Below are 22,334 nucleotides of genomic sequence, written 5' to 3'. Positions count from 1 at the left end.
CCATGACGGACTTGGTGTTTCGCGATATCGACGTCATAGACGGCACCGCGGCGCCGCGCTTCCGCGCTGATGTCGGCATCGATCGGGGAAGGATCTGCGCGATCGCCGATCCGCGAACGATCGCCGAGGCGGACCGCTTCATCGACGCACCTGGTGCGGTGCTCGCCCCCGGCTTCATCGATATGCACGCGCACTCCGATCTGCATCTGCTCACCGAGCCCGGCCATTTTCCGAAGATCAGCCAGGGGGTCACCACCGAGGTCATCGGACAGGACGGACTCTCGTATGCCCCGATCGATGACGCCACCCTTGCGGTGTTGCGGCGTCAGATCGCCGGATGGAACGGCAATCCCGACCTGGACTTCTCCTGGCGTACGGTCGCGGAGTATCTGGACCGGCTCGATCGAGGCATAACGCCGAACGCCGCCTATCTCGTGCCGCAGGGCACCCTGCGGCTGCTGGTTGTCGGTAGCGAACAGCGGCCTGCGACCGTAGCGGAGATCCGGCGGATGCGGGAGCTGCTCGCACAAGGGTTGCGCGAGGGTGCGGTCGGTATGTCGAGCGGGCTCACCTATCCGCCCGGAATGTATGCGGACACCGGGGAATTGGCGGCATTGTGCGAGATCGTCGCCGAATACGGCGGGTTCTACGCGCCGCATACGCGCTCCTACGGTAAGGGTGCGTTGGCGGCATACGCCGAGATGATCGGCCTGGCTCGCAGCACCGGCTGCGCACTGCATCTCACCCACGCGACCATGAACTTCGGCGTGAACCGTGGGCGCGCACCGGAATTCCTGGCTTTGATCGATGCGGCCAGGGCCGAAGGCTGCGACATCACCCTCGACACCTATCCGTATCTGCCCGGCTCCACCACACTTTCGGCGCTGCTGCCGAGTTGGGCGATGTCCGGCGGGCCGGATGCGGCCTTGGCGCGCATCGATGATCCCGAGATGCGTGCGCGAATCACAGTGGACGTGAACGTACATGGTTCCGACGGCTGCCACGGCGTCACAGTCGAATGGGAGACCATTCAGATCAGCGGTGTGGCGAAGGCGGAGCTGGCAGAGTACGTCGGCAAGACCGTCGCGGAAATCGCGGCCGATACCGATCGCGCACCCGTTGCGGTGTTCTTCGACCTGCTGCGCCGAGATCAATTGGCCACCACCATCCTGCAGCATGTCGGGCACGAGGAGAACGTGCGCGCGATCATGGTGCATCCGGCGCATATGGGTGGCAGCGACGCACTGCTCGTCGGCGATCGGCCGCATCCGCGCGCCTGGGGCACCTTCCCACGCTATCTGGGCCATTATGTCCGCGAACTCGGCGTGCTCGGGCTCGAGGAGTGTGTGCACCACCTCACCGGCCGACCCGCCGAGCGGCTGCGGCTGAGCGATCGCGGACACGTATTCACCGGGTATGCAGCGGATCTCGTGTTGTTCGACCCATCGACGATCGCCGATACCGCGACCTTCGACAACCCGAAGCAGCAGGCGCGCGGCATTCGGCATGTGCTGGTCAACGGTGAATTCGCCATCGAGGACGGTGCGCCCACCGGCACGCTCGCCGGGCGCGCGCTGCGCATGGATACCACGCGGAAGGAGACATATTGAACGCCACGGGCTCCCTCGGCGCCATGGAAGTCATGCGCGCCGATCGCGTGCTGAGTATGGTGCGGGCGCCGGAGATTCCGGATCCGCTGGCGCTGGTGGATGCCTTGGCGCGCTCCGGAATTCGTACCTTGGAGCTGACCTTCACGACGCCCGGCGTGCTCGATTACCTGCGTATTGCCGCAACGGCTCCCGATGCGGTCGTCGGCGTCGGAACCGTACTGCACGCCGACCAAGCCAAGGCCGCGATCGATAACGGTGCACGGTTCCTCGTCACGCCGGGTGTGCGCGCGGAGGTCGCGGCCGTCGCGGCCGAGCACGACATTCCGGTCGTCATGGGTGCTTTCACGCCCACCGAGGTGCTCACCGCGCTCGACCTCGGCACCGCGGCGGTGAAGATCTTCCCCGCCAGGGCGCTCGGTCCCGGCTATCTGAAAGACCTGCGCGGCCCCTTTCCCGATGTGGCGCTCATTCCGTCCGGGGGCGTCAATGCGGGCAATGCCGCCGAATTCCTCGCCAACGGAGCCGTGGCCGTGACCGCGGGTACCGATGTCGTGGCCCCAACCGACGTCGCCACGGGCCGATGGTCCGAAATCGCCTCGCGTGCGGCGTCATTCGTTCGATCCATGAATTGAGAGGTACCCATATGGGCGCCACTGTCGACTGGCTGCGCACCACGACACCCGGATTGTTGGTGCTGTGCGGTCTCGCGATTGCCGTACTGCTGTTCGCCATCATCAAGGTCAAGCTGGAGCCGTTCATCGCGCTGCTGCTCACCGGACTCGGGCTGGCGCTCGCCGCCGGACTACCGGTGTCGAAGATCGTCGGTACGGCGATCAAGCCGGGGGATTCGCTGCTGGAGACCGGCTTCGGCGGCATCCTCGGGCATATCGCGGTTATCATCGGCCTCGGCACGGTGCTCGGTGCGATCCTCGAACGCTCCGGTGGTGCCGATGTTTTGACCGGCAAGCTGCTCGGCATCTTCGGCGAGAAGGGCGCACCGGTCGCCATGGGTCTGCTCGGGCTCATCTTCGGCATCCCGGTCTTCTTCGATATCGGCATATTCGTGCTCGCACCGCTGATCTATGTGGCCGCCAAGCGCGGTGGCCGTTCGCTGGTGCTCTACGCCATGCCGATGTTGGCCGGTCTGTCCATGACCCACGCCTTCCTGCCGCCGCATCCGGGTCCGGTGGCACTTGGCGGTCTGCTCGGGGTGAGCCTGGGCTGGCTGATCGTCATGGGATTCGTGTGCGGCATACCGGGTTTTGTTGCCGCTGGCATCGTGTGGGGCACCTACATCGGCAAGCGGGTGCGGGTCGAGGTGCCCGCCGAATTCCTGGTGCGGCCGGAAGTCGAGCCCGCGGCGAAGGGCGAAGGTCCCGGCGCCGCAATGGTTCCGGAGACGACCCGGATCGAGACGCGGCCGCCTGCGGTCGGCCTGATCGGCGGCATTATCGCGATTCCGCTGGTGCTCATTCTCGGTGCCACCTTCGGCAGCCAATGGCTGGCCAAGGATTCACAACTGCTGCAAGTGCTCACCTTCCTCGGCACACCGGCCGTGGCGTTGCTGATCGCGGTGCTCGTCGCCTTCTATCTGCTCGGTGTGCGGCGCGGTTCCAGTGTGCAGGAACTCGGTACGCTCACCGCGGAATCGCTGAAGCCGGTCGGCATGCTGTTGCTGGTGGTCGGTGCGGGTGCGTTCTTCGGAAAGATCATCTCCGCCACCGGAATCGGCACCGCACTCGCCGACACCATGTCGGCGGCCGGTCTGCCGGTGATCGTGCTCGCGTACATCATCAGCTGCGGCCTGCGCATTGCTCAGGGCTCGGCCACCGTCGCCATCGTGACCACCGGTGGCATTGTCGCGCCGCTGGTCACCGGGCAAGGCTATTCGCAGCTGGCCATCGCACTCATCGCCATGGCGATCGCGGCGGGTTCGATCATCCTCAGCCACGTGAACGACGGTGGCTTCTGGATCATTTCCAAGTACTTCAACCTGACGGTGAAGCAAACACTGCAGACCTGGACGGTGCTCGAAACCGTGCTGTCGGTGGTCAGTTTCGCGGTCGCGGCGGTCCTGTTCGCGATGGTGAGTTGAGCCGCGTCGCAGCCCGGCGTCGGTCCGAATCCCGACGCCGGGCTGGACGATTCGTGCAGATCAGTCGAAGTTCCGCACAGCGGCGACGCAGCGGTCGGCGTGGGCACGAATGGCCGCGACGAGTTCGGGCGGGCCACTGAGCAGTGTGAAGTCGATATCGACCGAGGTGATCATCCAGACCAGTGCCTCCGGTGTGTCCGCGCCGACGTGCAGTTGGCAACTGTGATCGTCGACGGCTTCGATGACGCCCATGCCGGGCCACACGTTCGCCGCAGCGTCCTCGGCGGACCTGTGCAGCAGGGCAATTGCTTGATGTGGCCAGGCGCGGGCGGACAGCCGTAACGAAAGGTGGGCCGCGACATCACCTTCCGGGAGTTCGCGTGGCGTGAAACGTGGGCCGGTGGGTGCTCGTGGTGCGATGCGGTCGGCTCGGAAAGTACGCCAGTCACCGCGATCGACATCCCAGGCGACGAGGTACCAGCGCCTGCTGAAGTGCACCAGGCTGTGCGGCTCCACCGTACGACGAGTGGTCGCACCGCTGTGCGCGCGATAGTCGAAACGCAGGCGCTCGTGCCGTTGACAGGCCTCGGCGACGGCCATCAACGTATCCGGCTGGACGGTTGCGTCCGGCGTGCCGACCCGGACGGTCGCGCCGCGCAATGTGCGGACCCGGTGGCGCAGGCGGGGCGGCAGCACCTGCTCGAGTTTGGTGAGCGCGCGCAGCGATGCCCCCTCGATGCCCGCGACGGTGCCGTCGGCGGCGCTGCGCAAGCCGACCGCCACCGCGACGGCTTCCTCGTCGTCGAGCAGCAGTGGCGGCAGCGCGGCCCCGGCGCCGAGCCGATAGCCCGCGGTGCCCCGGGTGGCGTGCACCGGGTAGCCGAGTTCACGCAGCCGATCCACATCGCGGCGCACCGTGCGGCCGGTGACGCCGAGTCGTTCGGCGAGTTCGGTGCCGGTCCAGTCGCGACGGGTTTGCAGCAGGGTGAGCAGTTTGAGCAGTCGTGCCGAGGTCTCCAACACGAATTCCAGCATGTCAGATGCTTAGGAACGATCCTGTCCTAAGGGGGTCATACCGTCGTCTTCGTGAGTACCGAACACGACATTCGACCCTTCCGTATCGACATCGCGCAGGACCGGATCGACGATCTGCACGCCCGGCTGGCGAATACTGTGTGGCCGGCTGAAATCCCCGGTGTTGGTTGGGATAGGGGCGCATCGATCTCGTACATGAAGGACCTCGCCGAGTACTGGCGGTCCGAATACGATTGGCGCGCAGTCGAAGCGCGACTGAACGAGCTGCCGCAGTTCGTTACCGATATCGATGGGCAGCAGCTGCATTTCCTGCATGTCCGCTCGCCCGAACCCGATGCCGTGCCGCTGGTATTGAGCCACGGCTGGCCCGGTTCGTTCATCGAATTCCTCGATGTGATCGGACCTTTGAGCGATCCGCGGGCGCACGGCGGCGATTCGGCCGACGCCTTCCATCTGGTCATCCCTTCGTTGCCCGGATTCGCCTTCTCGGCGGCCGGGCCGAAAGTCGGGGACGGTGCCACCGAGCAGTTCGCGCAGGTGGTGGCAAAGTTGATGGCACGGCTCGGCTACGACCGGTACGGCGCACAAGGCGGCGACGCGGGCTTCTTCGTCTCGACCGAGCTGGGTCGGATCGCCACCGACCATGTGCTCGGCATCCACGTGAACGGGCCGATCACGTTGCCGACCTGGACCGATGACGGAACGGAACCGGACTACAGCCCAGCGGATCGGGCGAAGCTGGACAAACTCACCGGAAGCGAGAGCTACACCCGGTACGGCTATGCGATGGTGCAGGCGGGGCGTCCGCAAACCCTGGCCATCGGCATGCACGATTCGCCTGCCGGGCTGCTGTCCTGGATCGTGGACATCTTTCAGCGCTGGACCAATCCCGCAGTCGAGTTGCCCGATGACGCGGTGGATCGCGACGCGCTGCTGACCAATGTCAGCCTCTATTGGTTCACCAGGACCTTCGTCTCCTCGATCCGGTTGTACGGGGAGGGGGATTCGTGGGGTATGCCGCAGCGGAACTCTGGCGTGCCGACTGCGGCAGCGGTGTTCGCCGGTGACAACTCCATTCGTGTGCTCGCCGAGCAGCAGCACAACATCGTGCGCTGGACCGAATACGACCGGGGTGGTCACTTCGCGGCCATGGAAGCACCGGACCTGCTGATCAGCGATGTGCGCGCATTCTTCCGCTTGCTGCGCTGAGTCGGCACCGGGTGTGCGGGCTCACGGCTTGCGGTAGCGCTCGGCCATCGCGAAGGCCGTCGTGGCGAGCCGGTCGCGGAATTCGGGCGGGTCCAGGACCTCGCAGAATTCGCCGAGCGGCAGGATCGCACTAGCCAGCACCTCGTAGGACTCCGAGGGAATGGTCACCTCGACCCAACCCTCGGCGTCCGGTTCGGTTGCCGATGCCATTGCCTCGGCGACCGCGGCGGGCTCGTTCATCAACCGGAGCAGCCGCAGCTGGGCGGACGCGATCCGGCAGCGAGCCCGCACGCGCAGCATCGATCGGGCGAAATCGTCGGCGGCTGCCGACCAATGCGCAGCGAGGTTGAAATCATCTGGGCGCGTGAAGGATTCGCCGTTCTGCTCCGCCGATGCGATCCGGCTGACGCGATAGGAGCGGATGGCCGATCCGTCACGTGCGACGAGATACCACGTTCCGGCCTTCAGTACGAGGCCGAGCGGATCTAGGCGGCGTTGGACGGTGCGATCCTTGCGCTGATAACGGATGTCCAGTCGCCGGTCGTGCCATAGTGCATCGGCAACCGTTGCCAGCGTTGGTGTTTCGTCAGGGCGATGGAACCAGCCTGGTGCATCCACGTGGACGCGCTCCGCGATTCGTGTTGCCCGGCCGCGCAATTCGGGTGGCAGCGCGGCCAGCACCTTGAGCTGTGCGGTCGCCAACACCGTGCCGAGTCCGAGATCGGCGGCGGCCGCGGGTTGTCCGGCGAGCAGCACCGCATCGGCTTCCTCGGTGGTGAGACCGGTCAACCGGGTGCGGTACCCGTCGACCAGCCGCACCCCGCCGGTCCGGCCCGGTTCGCTGTAGATCGGCACGCCCGCCGCGGACAGGGCCTCGATATCGCGATACACCGTCCGCACCGACACCTCCAACTCGCGCGCCAGCTCCGGTCCGGTGGTCCGGCCGCGGGTCTGTAGCAGCAACAACAGCTGCACCAGTCGACTCGCTCGCATGAATCCGAGATTAGCCATAAGACTTGACAGAAGATGTCAGGTTTGGCTCATACCGTCGTGCGCATGACCACATGGAGCCAGTTCACCGAAGAAGCGCCACGTATCGCCACCGTGTTCACGCGTCGGCACCAGGCCACCGGCAACCTCTGCATGCTCGGGACCCTGCGCTCCGACGGTTTCCCCCGCATCAGCCCCGTCGAACCGCGGATTTTCGAGGGCATGCTGGTGATCGTGGGCATGCCGAACACCACCAAGTTCAACGATCTCGCCCGTGACCCACGGTTCTGCCTGCACACCGCGACCGTCGACACACAGGTCGGCGACGGCGACGCGAAGCTCTTCGGCACCGTCGCCGACCTTTCGGACAAGCAAGTGCACGCCCGCTTCGCCCAGCAACTGTTCGACGAAACCGGGTTCGATATCCGCGACCAGGACTTCGACCACTTCTACACCGCCGAACTGACCGGCGCTTCCACCGTCGAGGTCATCGACGATCACCTCGATATCACCATTTGGAAGCCGGGACAGGGGGAGCGAGTGGTGCGCAAGCACTGAGCGATCGCGGTCGTCGGCGGTGATCATGTTTTCTTCAGGCCGGACACTTCGGTGCTTGCCGAAATAACCCGGCGCGATCATGGTGTGATGCAAACCCGAGGAGCCGAGCTGGCCGGACTGGCCACCCTGCTGGCCGACCGCACCCGCGCCGATATGTGCCTGGCCCTGGTCGACGGTCGGGCCTGGACCGCGGGTGAGCTCGCCCGCCACGCCGGGGTCGCGCCATCCACCGCGACCGAGCATCTGAACCGGCTGTTCGACGGCGGTCTGCTCATCGAACGTCGTCAGGGCAGGCATCGCTATGTGCAGTTGGCGAGTCCGCAGGTCGCCGAGTTGTTGGAGACCATGGTCGCCCACCTGGAACCGGCCCGCCCCGAATCCGCGACATTGCGCGCGTCCACCGCGACGGCGGCCCTGGCCCGCGGCCGGACCTGCTACGACCACCTCGCGGGCCGACTCGGCGTCGCGATCACCGACGCCATGACCGAGCACGAACTGCTCGATGTCGACGACGGCTTCGCCCTCACCGAGGCGGGCTTGGTCTGGCTGACGGGGCCGATGGGCATCGACGCGAACACACTGCGCACTCGCCGCCCGATTGTCCGCCCGTGCCTCGACTGGACCGAACGCCGCACTCACCTCGGCGGTGCTGCGGGCGCACAGTTGTGCCGCCGGCTACAGGCACTGGATTGGGTCCGACGCATCGGATCCGGCCGCGCCGTCCGCCTCACGCCGAAGGGGGAGATCGGTCTGCGTGCGGCGCTCGGTATCGATCCAGCGACGGTCGTCTGACAAAGCTTGCGCGGTACGCGGCGCGTCGGATCGGATCGAGTGTCGAATCTCATCGACGCGATTGCGGCGCGACCTTCCCGGGTATCACTGCCTGTGCGATCCGGAACGGCCTGGTGAGGTGGGGTGACAGCGATAGAGCGACCCCCGTTCATGAATGGGCTTGCATAATCGTGCATAATCATCACATGGTTGATTCGTCGGGCGGCCCGGTCTTGCGGGTTGCGGTGGCCGGTGCCAGTGGATACGCCGGCGGTGAGGTGCTGCGTCTATTGCTCGGTCATCCTGCCTACCGCGACGGACGCCTCGTCATCGGTGCGTTGACCGCGGGCTCGAATGCGGGCAGCGCGCTGGGGGAGCTCCAGCCGCATCTGCTGCCGCTCGCCGATCGCGTGCTCGCCCCGACCACGGTCGACCAGCTGGCCGGCCACGACATCGTCTTCCTCGGCCTGCCGCACGGGCAGTCCGCCGCCATCGCCCAGCAGCTGCCGGAGTCGACGGTGATCATCGACTGCGGCGCCGACTTCCGGCTGACCGATGCGGCGGCCTGGGAGAAGTACTACGGCACCACCCACGCCGGCAGCTGGCCCTACGGCCTGCCGGAACTGCCGGGCGGGCGTGAACGACTGCGCGGCGCCAACCGGATCGCTGTTCCCGGTTGCTATCCCACGGTCGCCAGCCTCGCGCTGGCACCGGCGATTGCGGCCGGAATCATCGAACCGACGGTGAATGTGGTTGCGGTGAGCGGTACTTCGGGCGCGGGCCGCAAACTCGACGTCGGCCTGCTCGGCTCCGAGGTCATGGGTTCGGTACGGGCCTACGGCATCGCTGGCGCGCACCGGCACACCCCGGAGATCGCGCAGAACCTGCGGGCCGCCGGTGGTACCGAGGTCGCCGTATCGTTCACCCCCGTGCTGGCGCCGATGCCGCGGGGCATCCTCGCGACCTGCACTGCCCCGACCCTGGTCGACGCCGCCCAGGCGCGCGCGGTCTATGAAAAGGCTTACGCCGACGAGCCATTCGTGCACCTGCTGCCGGAAGGCACACTGCCGCAGACAGGTTCGGTGCTCGGCTCCAATGTCGTCACCCTCCAGGTCGCGGTGGATGCCGATGCCGGACTGCTCGTGGTGATCGGTGCGATCGACAACCTGACCAAAGGCACCGCGGGCGCCGCGGTCCAATCCATGAATCTGGCGGTCGGATTCGACGAGGCCGCAGGACTTTCCACCGTAGGAGTGGCACCGTGACAACGATCGAAACCCCGGCGGGCAAGCTGGTCCGGAGCCAGGGCGTGACCGCACCGCTCGGTTTCCGGGCGGCGGGCATTGCCGCGGGCATCAAGGCCAGCGGAAAACCCGATCTGGCACTGGTATTCAACGAGGGGCCGGAGTACGCGGCCGCGGGCGTGTTCACCCGCAACCAGGTGAAGGCCGCGCCGGTGCTGTGGTCGCAGCAAGTGCTTACCGGTGGCCGGTTGCGCGCGGTGATCCTGAATTCCGGTGGGGCCAATGCCTGTACCGGTCCGGGCGGATTCCAGGACACCCACCGGACCGCCGAGGAATTGGCCAAGGCACTGAGTAATTGGGGCACCGAAACCGGCGCGGGCGAAATCGCAGTCTGCTCAACCGGTTTGATCGGTGACCGGCTGCCGATGGACAAGGTCGTCCCGGCGGTCACCGAGATCGTGCACGAAATGGCCGGCGGGCTGTCCGGCGGACTCGATGCCGCCCACGCGATCATGACCACCGACACTGTGCCCAAGGAAGCGGCCTTCCACCACCGCGACAAGTGGAACGTCGGCGGCATGGCCAAGGGTGCGGGCATGCTCGCACCGTCGCTGGCGACCATGCTGGTGGTACTGACCACCGATGCCGCCGCGAGCGCCGAACAATTGGATCGCGCACTGCGCAACGCGACTCGGCTCACCTTCGACCGGCTCGATGTCGACGGCTCCTGCTCCACCAATGACACGGTGCTGCTGCTCGCCAACGGGGCGAGCGAGGTCACGCCGGCACAGGAGGACCTCGATGCGGCCGTGCTCGCGGTCTGCGACGATCTGGCCGCCCAATTGATGGCCGACGCCGAGGGCGTGACCAAGCGGGTGCGGATCACCGTCGCCGGTGCGGTCTCCGAGGACGAGGCGCTGATCGCGGCCCGCGCCGTGGCCCGCGACAGTCTGGTCAAGACCGCGCTGTTCGGTTCCGACCCGAACTGGGGCCGGGTGCTCGCCGCCGTCGGCATCGCCCCGATCACCCTGGATCCGAACCGGATCTCGGTGTCGTTCAACGGGAATCCGGTCTGCGTCGACAGTGTCGGCGCGCCGGGCGCGCGCGAGGTCGATCTATCCGGCGCCGATATCGAGGTGCGGATCGAACTGAATGTCGGTGCCGGCACCGCCACCGTGCGGACCACCGACCTGTCGCACGCCTATGTCGAAGAGAATTCGGCTTACAGCTCATGACCAGCGAAGCGGTGCAGGAGCTTTCGGCATTGGACAAGGCACACGTCCTCGCCGACGCATTGCCGTGGCTGCAGAAGTTCCGCGACAAGATCGTGGTCGTCAAATACGGCGGCAACGCGATGATCGATGCGGAACTCAAACAGGCCTTCGCCGCCGATATGGCGTTCCTGCGCACCGTCGGCGTCCATCCGGTGGTGGTGCACGGCGGCGGACCGCAGATCAGCGCGATGCTGAAAAAGCTGGGTCTGCAAGGCGAATTCCGCGGCGGCTTCCGCGTCACCACACCCGAGGTGATGGATGTGGTGCGGATGGTGCTGTTCGGTCAGGTCGGCCGGGAACTGGTCGGGCTGATCAATGCGCACGGTCCGTACGCGGTGGGCATCTCCGGTGAGGACGCGCGGCTGTTCACCGCGACCCGGCGCACCGTCGATGTCGACGGAGAGGCCACCGATATCGGTCTGGTCGGCGATGTCACCGAGGTGAATGCCGACGCGGTGCTCGACCTCATCGGCGCGGGGCGCATTCCGGTGGTCTCCACCATCGCGCCGGACGCCGACGGCGTGGTGCACAACATCAATGCCGATACCGCCGCCGCCGCACTTGCCGAGGGCATCGGCGCGGAAAAACTGGTGATCCTGACCGACGTCGAGGGCCTGTACACCAACTGGCCGGACCGTTCGTCGCTCACCTCGCGCATCGATACGGCCGAACTGGCCGAGTTGCTCCCGCGACTGGATGCGGGCATGGTGCCCAAGATGGAAGCCTGCCTGCGCGCCGTGCAGGGTGGGGTGCCGACCGCGCATGTCATCGACGGTCGCGTCCCGCATTCGGTGCTGTTGGAACTGTTCACCGGAGAAGGAATCGGAACGATGGTGACGCCCGCCCCGCTCCCGACGAGCGCGGCGGACACGCTGAACGGAACGAGAATATGAGCGAGCGCAGCGAGCAAACAATCAACACAGCTGACCTGTCCGTCGTGACGGAGCCGAGCGCCGGCGAGGTGGAGTCATGAGCGACACGGCAGAGCTGCGGCAACGGTGGTCCGCCGCGTTGATGAAGAACTACGGCACCCCCAAGGTCGCGCTGGTGCGCGGTGCGGGTGCGGTGGTCTACGACGCGGACGGCAACCGCTACGTCGACTTCCTCGGCGGCATCGCGGTCAACAGCCTCGGCCACGCCCATCCTGCGATTCTGGCGGCGGTTACCGAGCAGCTCGGCACGCTGGGCCACACCTCGAATATCTACGTCAACGAACCGGTCATCGAACTGGCCGAACGGCTGCTCGCGCACTTCGGCGACGGGGAGTTCGGGGACGGCCATGGCCGCGCGTTCTTCTGCAACTCTGGTACCGAGGCCAATGAGGCGGCGTTCAAGATGGCGCGGCTGACCGGCCGCCCCAAGATCATCGCGGCCGATGAGGCCTTCCACGGCCGGACCATGGGCGCGCTCGCGCTCACCGGACAGCCGTCCAAGCGGGCGCCGTTCGAGCCGATGCCGCCCGGTGTCGTCCATGTGCCCTATGGCGATGCGGCGGCGCTCGAGGCGGTTGTCGACGCGGACACCGCGGCGGTATTCCTCGAGCCGATCATGGGGGAGAGCGGCGTTGTCGTGCCGCCCATCGACTATTTGGTCAAGGCGCGGGAGATCACCACGCGTCATGGTGCCCTGCTGGTCCTCGACGAGGTGCAGACCGGTATCGGCCGGTGCGGAAAGTTCTACGCGCACCAGGCATTCGGCATCGTGCCGGATGTGATCACGCTGGCCAAGGGGCTCGGTGGCGGGCTGCCGATCGGTGCGGTGCTGGCCACCGGACCGGCTGCCGACCTGCTGACGCCAGGGCTGCACGGCACCACATTCGGCGGCAATGCGGTATGCGCCGCGGCGGCTCTGGCGGTATTGCGGACCATCGATGAGACCGGTCTGCTCGCCCATGTCGAATCCGTCGGCAAGCGGCTCAGCGACGGCATCGAACAGCTCGAGCATCCGCTGATCGATCACGTGCGTGGCGCGGGTCTACTGCTCGGTGTCGTGCTGACCGACGATATCTCGGCCGAGGTCGAGAACCGGGCGCGGGAGGCGGGCTATCTGGTGAATGCGCCGAAGCCCGACATCATTCGGCTCGCGCCGCCGCTGGTGCTCACCGAGGCCCAGGCCGATAGTTTCGTCGGCGATCTGCCCGAGATCCTGGACGGTGCGATCGCGGACGCCAAGGGGGGCAAATGAGTACAGCATCGCGGAGCGATTCCGTGCGGGGTGGCGGCCGGGAGACCGTTGGGCCTCTTCGGCACTTCCTACGCGACGATGATGTGACGCCTGCCGAGCAGGCCGAAATCCTCGCGCTCGCAGCGGAATTGAAGAAGGATCCGTTCGCGCACCGGCCGCTGGAGGGGCCGCGCGGGGTAGGGGTGATCTTCGAGAAGAACTCCACCCGCACACGGTTCTCCTTCGAAATGGGTATCGCCCAGCTCGGCGGGCATGCGGTGGTGGTCGACGGTCGTGACACCCAGCTCGGGCGCGAGGAGACGCTCGGCGATACCGGCAAGGTGCTCTCGCGCTTCGTCGATGCGATCGTGTGGCGGACCTTCGAACAGTCGCGTCTGGACGAAATGGCCGTCACCGCAACGGTTCCGGTCGTCAATGCGTTGTCCAATGAGTTCCACCCCTGTCAGGTGCTCGCCGATCTGCAGACCCTGGTCGAGCGCAAGGGCACGCTGGCCGGGCGCAATCTCGCCTACTTCGGTGACGGCGCGAACAATATGGCGCACTCGCTGATGCTGGGTGGTGTGACCGCGGGATTGAACGTAACCATCGCCGCGCCAACGGGTTTCGAACCGCTGCCGTGGATTCTGGAGGCCGCGCGCAAGCGGGCCGCGGAGACCGGTGCGACCATCACTCTCACCGGCGATCCGGTTGCCGCGGCGGCCGGTGCCGATGCGCTGGTGACCGACACCTGGACCTCGATGGGGCAGGAGAATGACGGCCTCGACCGCGTCGGCCCATTCCGTCCGTTCCAGCTCAACGCGGATCTGCTCGCCAAGGCGCAGCCGGATGTCGTTGTGCTGCACTGCCTTCCAGCGCATCGCGGCGAGGAGATCACCGACGAGGTGCTCGACGGGCCGCATAGTGTGGTGTGGGACGAGGCGGAGAATCGGCTGCATGCGCAGAAGGCACTGCTGGTGTGGTTGTTGGCCAAGCGAGGTGCGGCGCAGTGAGTGCGAGACACGGCGGTGAGGCTCGGCCATGACCGCCCAACCCGATGTCAGCAAGTCCGCTCCCGCTATCGCCCGTACCCGCGCCGGTCGCCAGTCCCGCATCATCGAATTGCTGACGGCGCATGCGGTCCGCAGCCAAACCGAACTCGCCGCGCTGCTCGCCGCCGAAGGCATCGAAACCACTCAGGCCACCCTGTCGCGCGACCTCGATGAACTCGGCGCTGTGAAATTGCGCGCCGCCGACGGTGGTGCGGGCGTCTACGTGGTGCCCGAAGACGGCAGCCCCGTCCGCGGCGTCACCGGCGGCACCGACCGCCTCTCCAAACTCCTCGGCGATCTGCTGGTATCCACCGACGCCAGTGGCAATATCGCTGTTCTGCGCACTCCACCCGGCGCCGCCCACTACCTGGCCAGCGCCCTCGACCGCGCCGCCCTCCCCTTCATCGTCGGCACCATCGCGGGCGACGACACCATCGCCGTAATCGCCCGCGAACCCCTCACTGGCGCCGAACTCGCTGCGAGGATCGAAGAATTGGCCTGATACCTCGCGAGCGTCCGAGCCGCTGCCTCGACCAGCCAGCCGTTTTCTAGGGTCTGTAAGAACAACGGCTCTGTCGCACATTCGGTGGCCGCGGCATGGCGGCCGAACACTCAGCTTCTGAAGTGACATGAATGATCCTGTAGCAGTGCATGTTTCGGAGCTACCACCGAGGCGCGAACGACCGGACAAGTTCACAACCACCGGATGTGCGCGAGAGCCCGGATCTTTTTGCCTCGCATCAGTTCGTCGCCGGCGGTCTCGAGCTTCGTGCCGATGAACTCGTCCGGGTGACCGAACGTGCACGCGGCGATCTGGCCGGTGTCGGTCAGTGCAATCATCTGCAGCGACGTATCCTCGTCCAGCGCAGCCGAACCGACCCGCTCACCGTTGGTCGCTTGCGGCAGCGGATACCGCCAGTTCTCGATGAAGGACACCGGCCGCCTGCGCTGCCCAGTTCGATCAGCGCGGTATGCGGCTCCTTGGAAAATGGTGGGTAAGGTTGGGTCCCGGCCAGGATTCGGTCCAGATGCCCGGCGGGATGCTCTCCTGTGCGGCTGACATGCGAGCGGGCTACAAGTACGGCTGCTGTATATCACCCGAGGAACCGGGGCAGAGAATGAGGCGTAGCCGCTACTCGATCAGCCGCCGGACGGCCTCAACGACCGCGCGTCGCCCCTCGTCCGACTTCTCATGGAGCGGGTTCGCGGCAATATTCGGTGGAGCCCAGGCCGTGGCGATTGCAGTGACCAGGGTCAGCAGGTCGGGCACTGTGAATGTCTTTGCGACAACCCCGCCGCGCTGTGCCGCCCGCAAGGCCTTGGTCTTCGCGTCGTAGGCCGATCCGGAGCCGGCGATGGTGTGGTCTGCCTCCGTGCCGCGTTCGAGCCGATGCCACGTCGCAAGCCTGAGGACGTCGGGGTGCGTCCGGCAGTAGTCGTACAGTGCACCGGCGTAACCCGGCAGATCGTCAGCTGTGAATGGGACCGCGTTCAGACCGCGGGCCACATGCTGGTCGAAGACTGCATCGAACAGTCGTTCTTTGCTGCCGAAATAGACGTAAATGAGGTTCTTGTTGGCGGCTGCCGTCGCGGCAATACGATCGACCCGGGCTCCGGCGATGCCGTATGTTCCGAACTCGGCCGTGGCGGCCTGCAGGATCCGGGCCTTCGTAGCCTCCGCGCGTGACATGCCCCAACGATACTAACCGGTTATTTATGCGGTTTACCCCACTGGCCAGGAGATGAACTTCTCCTCGAGGAATTCGGCGATCCCATACGAGCCGCCCTCTCGACCCAGTCCACTCTGCTTGTAGCCCCCGAACGGAGCATCCGGGTTGAAACCGAAGGACGAGTTGATGTTCACGTTGCCGCTGCGGATTCGCCTCGCGACGGCGAGCGCACGACCGAAATCCGCGGTGAAGACACCGGCGTTCAGGCCGAAGTCGCTGTCGTTGGCGAGACTTACCGCCTCGTCCGCGCCGTGAAACGGAATGATCGCACCGACCGGTCCGAAGAACTCCTTCCGCGCTACGCTCATCGTGTTGTCCACCTCAACGAACAGCGTCGGCTCCAGGAAGAACCCCTGGTCGAGGCCTGCGGGACGTCTGCCACCCCAGGCGATCTTCGCGCCTTCCGCCTCGCCCTGTCGGATCATGTGCTCGACGCGTAGCCGTTCCGTGTCCCGGATCAGAGGACCCAGCGTCGAACTCGGATCAGCCGGATCCCCGATGGCAACCGAAGGCAGGAGCGTCAGCACCTTGTCGACCAATTCGTCGTGAACCCTATCCTCGACCAGCGTGCGGGTGAGCAGTAGGCAGCCTTGTCCACAGTTGCCGATCATGTTGCCCACTACCTCGACGGCGGCCAGATCGAGGTCGGCATCGGCGAATACGATGCCGGCCGACTTTCCGCCGAGCTCGAGGACGGTCTTCTTGAGCGTGCCCGACGCCTGGGCCATCACCTTACGGCCGACGATATCGGAGCCGGTGAAGCTGACGATATCGACCGCGGAATGTGTCGTCAGCTCGATGGCGACATCGTCTTTTCCGGTGACGATGTTGACCACTCCTGGCGGAAATCCGGCTTCGTCGATCAGCTCGCCGAGTGTCAGCACCTGCAGTGGCGTGTACGGCGACGGCTTGACGACCGTGGTGCAACCGGCCGCCAGTGCCCAGGCCAGCTTGTGTACAGCGAGCGCGAACGGCGCGTTGAACGGCACGATCAGAGATGCCACACCGATCGGCTCGCGGGCAACTATCCCCTGTGTGGCTTGGGTAGCGCCGGTCATCGCCATCCCGAAGTGTGGGTTCAGCGGCTGCTGAAAGGCGAATCCGGGCAGCACCCTTTCTGCTACATCCCGCAAGGTGTCGATCGACGTCTGCAGATGCACCCGGTCGGCGAACGCGATCGGAAAGCCGCCTTCTCGTACCACCAGGTCGGTCAACCGCTCACGCCGGGCCTCGATCGCCTCCGCCAGGCGCAGCAGATACGCCGCCCGATCGCGCGGAGTCGTCCGGCCCCAAGGGCCCTCATCGAAAGCCCGCCGGGCCGCCAGTACTGCCGCTGCGGCATCCGCTCGGGTCCCCATGGGTGCCGTTGCGAACGTCAGCCCGGTCGCAGGGTTGAGGACCTCGAGCGCTCCTCCGTCCGCGGTGCCAGCGCTGTCCCGTGCAGCGTCCGCGCTGCTGTCGCCGCGGCTGTCCACCCAGCGTCCGTCGATGAACAACTTGTCGAACGAGTACGGCATCGAGTGACTCCCTAACTAACTAGATGGTTAACTTCTATGCACACGTTATCTGTTAACCATCTGGTTAGTCAATTTGTGGAAGAGTAGCCACGCGGCCTATGGCCGCCGGGGTGGTGGCTGGCCGCTTCGCTGCCGCTGACCGGTGGGACCTTGCAACAGCGAGATCGCGGAACCTCACAGGGATCGGCGATTTCGCTCGTGCTCGCCAACCTGTTCATGCACTATGCGTTCGACCTGTGGCTGGTGCGGGAGTTCCCGCTGGTCGGTTCGAGCGTTATGCCGATGACGCGGTCATTCACTGCCGAAGCCTCCAGCTTGGCAGTCCTTTTCGCCCAGCGTGCGGTCACGACTGGTCACGAACACCTAGTGGCTACCTCGCATCGGGCACAACGAATGTGTAGTAGGCGCCGGATATGGAGCCGTTCGGGCAGTGTCAGCCGAAGGGGTAGCGGCCGCCGCCGCCGCTGCGTGGGGTGGTGCCCGAGGAGCCGACATTGATGATGCTTTGGATGAGGTCGACTATGGCGCGGCCGACGTCGAGGACGGCATTGCCGAGGGTGCTGAATTCTCCTGCCATGAGGTGCAGCATGGGTCCGTCCTTTGCCCGCTCCGATAGTTACCGGGTCAAGCGTGACATAGGTGGAATGGGTGGGAGCCGGGATGTGGAACTCGGACCCGGTTGTGAATGGGCTTGCATCATCGTGCATAATCATTTGCATGCCCGTGCGGGCTGCCTGACATGCGATTCGAGTGCGTCGGTGAGCGCCGCGCCCCGCCCGCCCGGGGATGCGGGCACGACCTACAGACAAGCACGAAACCGAGGAGCACATAGACATGTCCGAGCGCGTCGTACTCGCCTACTCCGGTGGGCTCGATACCTCCGTCGCGATCAGCTGGATCGGCAAGGAGACCGGCGCCGAGGTCGTGGCGGTCGCCATCGATCTGGGCCAGGGCGGCGAGGACATGAATGTGGTGCGCCAGCGTGCGCTGGACTGCGGCGCCGTCGAGGCGATCGTGGTCGACGCTCGTGACGAGTTCGCCAATGAGTACTGCCTGCCGACAATTCAGGCCAATGCCATGTACATGGGCCAGTACCCGCTGGTTTCGGCGATCAGCCGCCCGCTCATCGTCAAGCACCTGGTCGAGGCCGCCAAGTTCCACGGCGCGAGCACCGTCGCGCACGGCTGCACCGGTAAGGGCAACGACCAGGTCCGCTTCGAGGTCGGGATCGGCGCGCTCGCCCCCGACCTGAATGTGATCGCCCCGGTCCGTGACTACGCCTGGACCAGGGAGAAGGCCATCGCCTTCGCCGAGGAGAACCAGCTCCCGATCAATGTCACCAAGAAGTCGCCGTTCTCGATCGACCAGAACGTATGGGGTCGCGCGGTGGAGACCGGCTTCCTCGAGGATCTCTGGAACGCGCCGACCAAGGACGTCTACGACTACACCTCGGACCCGACGGTCAACTTCGAGGCGCCGGACGAACTCATCGTCACCTTCGACAAGGGTGTGCCGGTCGCCATCGACGGCCGCCAGGTCAGCGTGCTCGAGGCCATTGTCGAGCTGAACCATCGTGCGGGCCGCCAGGGTGTCGGCCGCCTCGATATGGTCGAGGACCGGCTCGTCGGCATCAAGAGCCGCGAGATCTACGAGGCCCCCGGCGCTATCGCGCTGATTACCGCGCACCAGGCCCTGGAAAACGTCACCATCGAGCGCGAACTGGGCCGCTACAAGCGGCAGGTCGAGCAGCGCTGGGGCGAGCTGGCCTACGACGGCCTCTGGTTCTCCCCGCTCAAGCGGGCGCTGGACGCATTCGTCGCCGAAACTCAGGAGCATGTCACCGGTGAGATCCGCATGGTGCTGCACGGCGGATCCGTCGTGGTCAACGGCCGTCGCTCCGAGCGGTCGCTCTACGACTTCAACCTGGCCACCTACGACGAGGGCGACACCTTCGACCAGTCGCTGGCCAAGGGCTTCGTGCAGATCCACGGCCTGTCCTCGAAGGTCGCGGCACGTCGCGACCTGAACCAGAAGTAGCGAGCGCGCGGGACCACGTCCAACGCTGGCCATTAGGCTCGCACGGGTCGGGCGCCACGGTGGCCGACCCGAAGGGAGCGCTATGCGGACCGATGACGACAGCTGGGATATCGAATCGAGCGTGGGCGCCACGGCGCTCGGCGTCGCGGCCATGCGGGCCGCCGAGAGCCGCCGCCCGGACGCACTGTTCCATGACCCGTACGCCGAAATGCTGGTGACCGCGGTCGGTTCGGAATCCTGGACGCGTATTGCGCGCGGCGAGATCCCGGATCTCGAGGAGGCCGCCATGGCGTCGATGGGTCCCATCATCTCCGCCTTGATCGCCCGCACCTGTTACCTCGACGCCTATGTGCGGGAGGCGGCCGCCGACGGCATCCGCCAGATCGTCATCCCCGCCGCAGGCCTGGACGCTCGGGCCTACCGGATCGAATGGCCGGTCGGCACAACGGTTCTCGAGCTGGATCTGCCGAAGGTGCTGGAGTTCAAGGAGGGCGCGCTGGCGGATTTCCCGCCCGCGGCCCAGCGCCGCGCGATCGCGGTGGATCTGCGCCAGGATTGGCCAGCGGCATTGCGGGACAATGGATTCGATCCGGCCCTGCCGACCGCATGGCTGGTCGAAGGACTGTTACGTTACCTCCCTGCGGACGCCCAGGACCGGCTGTTCGACAACATCGTGGCATCGAGTGCACCGGGCAGTAGCGTTGCGATCTACCGCTCGACCAGCTCCGCGCTGGACTCGAAGGAGTTGCAGGAGATGCGATCCGCCGGGGTCGATGTCGGCGAATTGTGGTACTCCGACGAGGGCCGCAGCGATCCGATCGACTGGTTCACCGAACACGGCTGGACGGTGTCGCGCGCGGATCCGGCCGCGGTCCTGCGCAGCCGGGGCCGGGAGGTATCCGACGCGGCTGCCGCCCGCCTGAAGACCGACTATTTGTTCACTGCCCGACGACCCGGAGGAGACAGCACACGATGACGCAGAGCGGCAGCACCAACGAAGGGGCGCTCTGGGGCGGACGTTTCGCATCCGGACCGGCTGCGGCGATGGCCGCGCTGAGCAAGTCGACCCAGTTCGACTGGGCGTTGGCTCCCTACGATATTCGCGCGTCGAAGGCGCATGCGCGGGTGCTGCACAAGGCCGGGCTGCTGTCGGAGAGCGACCTCGCCGGCATGCTGACCGGACTGGATCAGCTCGCGGCGGATGTGGATTCGGGTGCGTTCGTCCCGGCCGAGGCCGATGAGGACGTGCACGGCGCGCTGGAGCGCGGGCTCATCGATCGGGTCGGCGCCGAACTCGGCGGCCGACTGCGGGCTGGGCGCTCGCGGAATGACCAGGTGGCCACGCTGTTTCGGATGTGGCTGCGCGACGCGGCCCGCCGGATCGGCGCCGGACTCCTCGATGTCGTCGACGCACTGGTCGCCCAGGCCGCCGCGCATCCGGAGGCGGTGATGCCGGGCAAGACGCATCTGCAGGCCGCGCAACCGGTGCTGCTCGCGCACCATCTGCTCGCACATGCACATCCGCTGCTGCGTGACATCGATCGGCTGCGCGACTTCGACAAGCGCGCGGCGGTATCGCCCTACGGTTCCGGCGCGCTGGCCGGTTCCTCGCTCGGACTCGATCCGGAAGCCATTGCGGCCGAACTGGATTTCCATGCTGCTGCGGCGAATTCGATCGATGCCACCTCCGCGCGCGATTTCGCGGCCGAGGCGGCGTTCGTGCTCGCCATGATCGGTGTCGACCTCAGCCGGATGGCCGAAGAGGTGATCATCTGGAGCACACCGGAATTCGGGTACGTCACCCTCGCCGACGCCTGGTCCACCGGCTCGTCGATCATGCCGCAGAAGAAGAATCCGGACGTCTCCGAGCTCACCCGCGGCAAGGCGGGCCGCCTCATCGGCAACCTGACCGGACTGCTGGCCACTCTGAAAGCTCAACCGCTGGCCTACAACCGGGACCTGCAGGAGGACAAGGAGCCCCTGTTCGACTCGGTCGCCCAGCTCGAACTGCTGCTTCCCGCCATCGCGGGCTTGGTCTCGACGCTCACCTTCCACACCGACCGGATGGCCGAGCTTGCCCCGGCCGGTTTCACCCTCGCCACCGATATCGCCGAATGGCTTGTCCGGCAGGGTGTTCCGTTCCGCGTCGCGCACGAGGCCGCGGGTGCGTGCGTGCGCGCCGCCGAAGCGCGCGGTGTCGGCCTCGACGAGCTGACCGACGAGGAATTCGCCGCCATCGATCCGGGGTTGACTCCACAGGTCCGCGAAGTGCTCACCGTGCAAGGCTCGATCGCATCCCGCAATGCGCGCGGCGGAACCGCGGGCGTTCAGGTCGCGGCGCAACTCGACGAGATCCGCACCGCCGTCGCCGAACTGCGCGCCTGACCCGCCCGGATCGTGTTCCAGCGTCACGGAGTCGGCTTCGGCTGCGGTGCGCTGGGGTAGTCACTGTCGATCGTCCGCGTCGATGGTCGCTGGGCTAAGTCGCGGCCGAGCAGATCGGCCACATGTACGCGTGGTGCGGCGAGTGCAGGGACCGCGTCCGGGTGGTGCAGCTGGCCCGGGCGATAGCTCAGCAGCTCCTGACCGGCGAGTGCCGGACCTGTCACTGCCGCCAGGGCAACCCCGCGACCGGAGTCTGCGCCATCGACCTTGTCGTCGAGGCACCCGAAACCTTGCGGCCCCAACCGCATGTCGGCACCCACCCCGGTTTACGCTGCGCCGATGACCCTGCTGTTCCTGGCGCTGGCCATCGTCTCCGAAATCACCGCGACCGTATCGCTCAAAATCTCCGACGGTTTCAGCAAAGTTGTGCCCTCCATCATCGTGGTCATCGGCTACGGCGCCACTTTCTTCTTCCTGTCCCGGGCGCTGAAGCGCGGCATGCCGATCGGCGTTGCCTACGGCATCTGGTCGGCGGTCGGCGTCGCGGCCATCGCCGTCATCGGTGTCCTATTCCTCGACGAAAAACTGTCGTTGATCCAGGTCGGCGGTATCGGTTTGGTGACTATCGGCGTCCTGGCACTGGAACTCGGTGGCGCACACTGACATA

At 66.2% G+C, this 22,334-nt stretch carries 23 protein-coding genes; 16 read left to right on the top strand and 7 right to left on the bottom strand.

Translation table 11 applies throughout. The features are described from left to right. Positions 1-2 precede the first annotated feature (2 nt). Genes AB0J29_RS28815 through AB0J29_RS28805 form a run of 3 tightly spaced genes read left to right on the top strand, consistent with a single transcriptional unit; the run spans position 3 to position 3,705 of the window. Positions 3-1,610: a D-aminoacylase gene (locus AB0J29_RS28815; protein ID WP_364793040.1), complete on the top strand. Its 1,608-nt coding sequence runs from the start codon at positions 3-5 to the stop codon at positions 1,608-1,610. Positions 1,611-1,633: 23 nt separating this feature from the next. After that, entirely contained in the window at positions 1,634-2,242 is a 609-nt protein-coding gene (locus AB0J29_RS28810; protein WP_364793106.1) for a bifunctional 4-hydroxy-2-oxoglutarate aldolase/2-dehydro-3-deoxy-phosphogluconate aldolase, read from the top strand. Positions 2,243-2,253: 11 nt separating this feature from the next. Then, on the top strand, positions 2,254-3,705 hold the full coding sequence (locus AB0J29_RS28805) for a gluconate:H+ symporter (protein WP_364793037.1): 1,452 nt from the start codon (positions 2,254-2,256) through the stop codon (positions 3,703-3,705). 60 nt (positions 3,706-3,765) lie between these two features. Here AB0J29_RS28805 and AB0J29_RS28800 read toward each other — a convergent pair whose 3' ends face one another. After that, positions 3,766-4,728 carry a WYL domain-containing protein gene (locus AB0J29_RS28800; RefSeq protein ID WP_364793103.1) on the bottom strand — a complete coding sequence of 321 codons (963 nt, stop codon included), beginning with the start codon at positions 4,726-4,728 and terminating at the stop codon, positions 3,766-3,768. Positions 4,729-4,791: 63 nt separating this feature from the next. Here AB0J29_RS28800 and AB0J29_RS28795 point away from each other — a divergent pair, with 63 nt between their 5' ends. Further along, positions 4,792-5,949, top strand: a complete 1,158-nt coding sequence (locus AB0J29_RS28795) for an epoxide hydrolase family protein (protein ID WP_364793034.1) — start codon at positions 4,792-4,794, stop codon at positions 5,947-5,949. A gap of 21 nt (positions 5,950-5,970) precedes the next feature. Here the strand turns inward: AB0J29_RS28795 and AB0J29_RS28790 are convergent, their stop codons facing one another. After that, positions 5,971-6,942 (bottom strand): YafY family protein, encoded by a 972-nt coding sequence (locus AB0J29_RS28790; RefSeq protein WP_364793031.1) that lies wholly within the window; start codon positions 6,940-6,942, stop codon positions 5,971-5,973. 63 nt (positions 6,943-7,005) lie between these two features. Here AB0J29_RS28790 and AB0J29_RS28785 point away from each other — a divergent pair, with 63 nt between their 5' ends. The 8 genes from AB0J29_RS28785 to AB0J29_RS28750 all read left to right on the top strand — a co-directional run bounded on the left by AB0J29_RS28785 (position 7,006) and on the right by AB0J29_RS28750 (position 14,500). Then, positions 7,006-7,497 (top strand): pyridoxamine 5'-phosphate oxidase family protein, encoded by a 492-nt coding sequence (locus AB0J29_RS28785; RefSeq protein WP_364793028.1) that lies wholly within the window; start codon positions 7,006-7,008, stop codon positions 7,495-7,497. Between the two features lie 87 nt (positions 7,498-7,584). Continuing rightward, on the top strand, positions 7,585-8,289 hold the full coding sequence (locus AB0J29_RS28780) for a winged helix-turn-helix domain-containing protein (RefSeq protein WP_364793025.1): 705 nt from the start codon (positions 7,585-7,587) through the stop codon (positions 8,287-8,289). Positions 8,290-8,474: 185 nt separating this feature from the next. Then, a complete protein-coding gene (gene argC / locus AB0J29_RS28775) occupies positions 8,475-9,533 on the top strand; it encodes an N-acetyl-gamma-glutamyl-phosphate reductase (protein ID WP_364793022.1) in 1,059 nt (352 codons plus the stop codon). After that, positions 9,530-10,747 (top strand): bifunctional glutamate N-acetyltransferase/amino-acid acetyltransferase ArgJ, encoded by a 1,218-nt coding sequence (argJ, locus tag AB0J29_RS28770; RefSeq protein WP_364793019.1) that lies wholly within the window; start codon positions 9,530-9,532, stop codon positions 10,745-10,747. The genes argC and argJ overlap by 4 nt, the downstream gene beginning before the upstream one ends. Continuing rightward, positions 10,744-11,679, top strand: coding sequence for an acetylglutamate kinase (argB, locus tag AB0J29_RS28765; protein ID WP_364793016.1), 936 nt, complete (start codon positions 10,744-10,746; stop codon positions 11,677-11,679). Before argJ ends, argB begins: the two co-directional genes overlap by 4 nt. Before the next feature lie 76 nt (positions 11,680-11,755). After that, positions 11,756-12,970, top strand: a complete 1,215-nt coding sequence (locus tag AB0J29_RS28760) for an acetylornithine transaminase (RefSeq protein ID WP_364793013.1) — start codon at positions 11,756-11,758, stop codon at positions 12,968-12,970. Next, positions 12,967-13,959 (top strand): ornithine carbamoyltransferase, encoded by a 993-nt coding sequence (gene argF / locus AB0J29_RS28755; protein ID WP_364793010.1) that lies wholly within the window; start codon positions 12,967-12,969, stop codon positions 13,957-13,959. Before AB0J29_RS28760 ends, argF begins: the two co-directional genes overlap by 4 nt. A gap of 28 nt (positions 13,960-13,987) precedes the next feature. Continuing rightward, positions 13,988-14,500, top strand: a complete 513-nt coding sequence (locus AB0J29_RS28750; RefSeq protein ID WP_364793007.1) for an arginine repressor — start codon at positions 13,988-13,990, stop codon at positions 14,498-14,500. Between the two features lie 191 nt (positions 14,501-14,691). Here the strand turns inward: AB0J29_RS28750 and AB0J29_RS28745 are convergent, their stop codons facing one another. The 4 genes from AB0J29_RS28745 to AB0J29_RS28730 form a co-directional block, all read right to left on the bottom strand. Further along, positions 14,692-14,934 carry a hypothetical protein gene (locus AB0J29_RS28745; protein ID WP_364793004.1) on the bottom strand — a complete coding sequence of 81 codons (243 nt, stop codon included), beginning with the start codon at positions 14,932-14,934 and terminating at the stop codon, positions 14,692-14,694. A gap of 196 nt (positions 14,935-15,130) precedes the next feature. Then, complete coding sequence (locus AB0J29_RS28740) at positions 15,131-15,688, bottom strand: TetR family transcriptional regulator (protein WP_364793001.1); 558 nt, start codon at positions 15,686-15,688, stop codon at positions 15,131-15,133. Positions 15,689-15,721: 33 nt separating this feature from the next. Then, positions 15,722-17,245 carry an aldehyde dehydrogenase family protein gene (locus AB0J29_RS28735; protein WP_364792998.1) on the bottom strand — a complete coding sequence of 508 codons (1,524 nt, stop codon included), beginning with the start codon at positions 17,243-17,245 and terminating at the stop codon, positions 15,722-15,724. Between the two features lie 433 nt (positions 17,246-17,678). Continuing rightward, positions 17,679-17,834 carry a hypothetical protein gene (locus tag AB0J29_RS28730; protein WP_364792995.1) on the bottom strand — a complete coding sequence of 52 codons (156 nt, stop codon included), beginning with the start codon at positions 17,832-17,834 and terminating at the stop codon, positions 17,679-17,681. Between the two features lie 245 nt (positions 17,835-18,079). Between AB0J29_RS28730 and AB0J29_RS28725 the strand changes: the two genes are divergently transcribed. The 3 genes from AB0J29_RS28725 to argH all read left to right on the top strand — a co-directional run bounded on the left by AB0J29_RS28725 (position 18,080) and on the right by argH (position 21,667). Next, positions 18,080-19,282, top strand: a complete 1,203-nt coding sequence (locus AB0J29_RS28725; protein WP_364504052.1) for an argininosuccinate synthase — start codon at positions 18,080-18,082, stop codon at positions 19,280-19,282. Positions 19,283-19,364: 82 nt separating this feature from the next. Next, a complete protein-coding gene (locus tag AB0J29_RS28720; RefSeq protein ID WP_364792992.1) occupies positions 19,365-20,258 on the top strand; it encodes a class I SAM-dependent methyltransferase in 894 nt (297 codons plus the stop codon). Next, the gene (gene argH, locus AB0J29_RS28715) at positions 20,255-21,667 is read left to right on the top strand and encodes an argininosuccinate lyase (protein ID WP_364792989.1); all 1,413 of its coding nucleotides are present in this window, start codon (positions 20,255-20,257) and stop codon (positions 21,665-21,667) included. Before AB0J29_RS28720 ends, argH begins: the two co-directional genes overlap by 4 nt. A gap of 23 nt (positions 21,668-21,690) precedes the next feature. Here argH and AB0J29_RS28710 read toward each other — a convergent pair whose 3' ends face one another. Then, positions 21,691-21,987 (bottom strand): hypothetical protein, encoded by a 297-nt coding sequence (locus tag AB0J29_RS28710; RefSeq protein ID WP_364792986.1) that lies wholly within the window; start codon positions 21,985-21,987, stop codon positions 21,691-21,693. 19 nt (positions 21,988-22,006) lie between these two features. Between AB0J29_RS28710 and AB0J29_RS28705 the strand changes: the two genes are divergently transcribed. Further along, positions 22,007-22,330, top strand: a complete 324-nt coding sequence (locus AB0J29_RS28705) for a multidrug efflux SMR transporter (RefSeq protein WP_364792983.1) — start codon at positions 22,007-22,009, stop codon at positions 22,328-22,330. Positions 22,331-22,334 lie beyond the last annotated feature (4 nt).

This window comes from Nocardia sp. NPDC049707, from assembly GCF_040674855.1.
Lineage (GTDB): Bacteria > Actinomycetota > Actinomycetes > Mycobacteriales > Mycobacteriaceae > Nocardia.
Note: the sequence above shows the minus strand (reverse complement) of the source record. Positions and strands in the feature narration are given on the sequence as shown.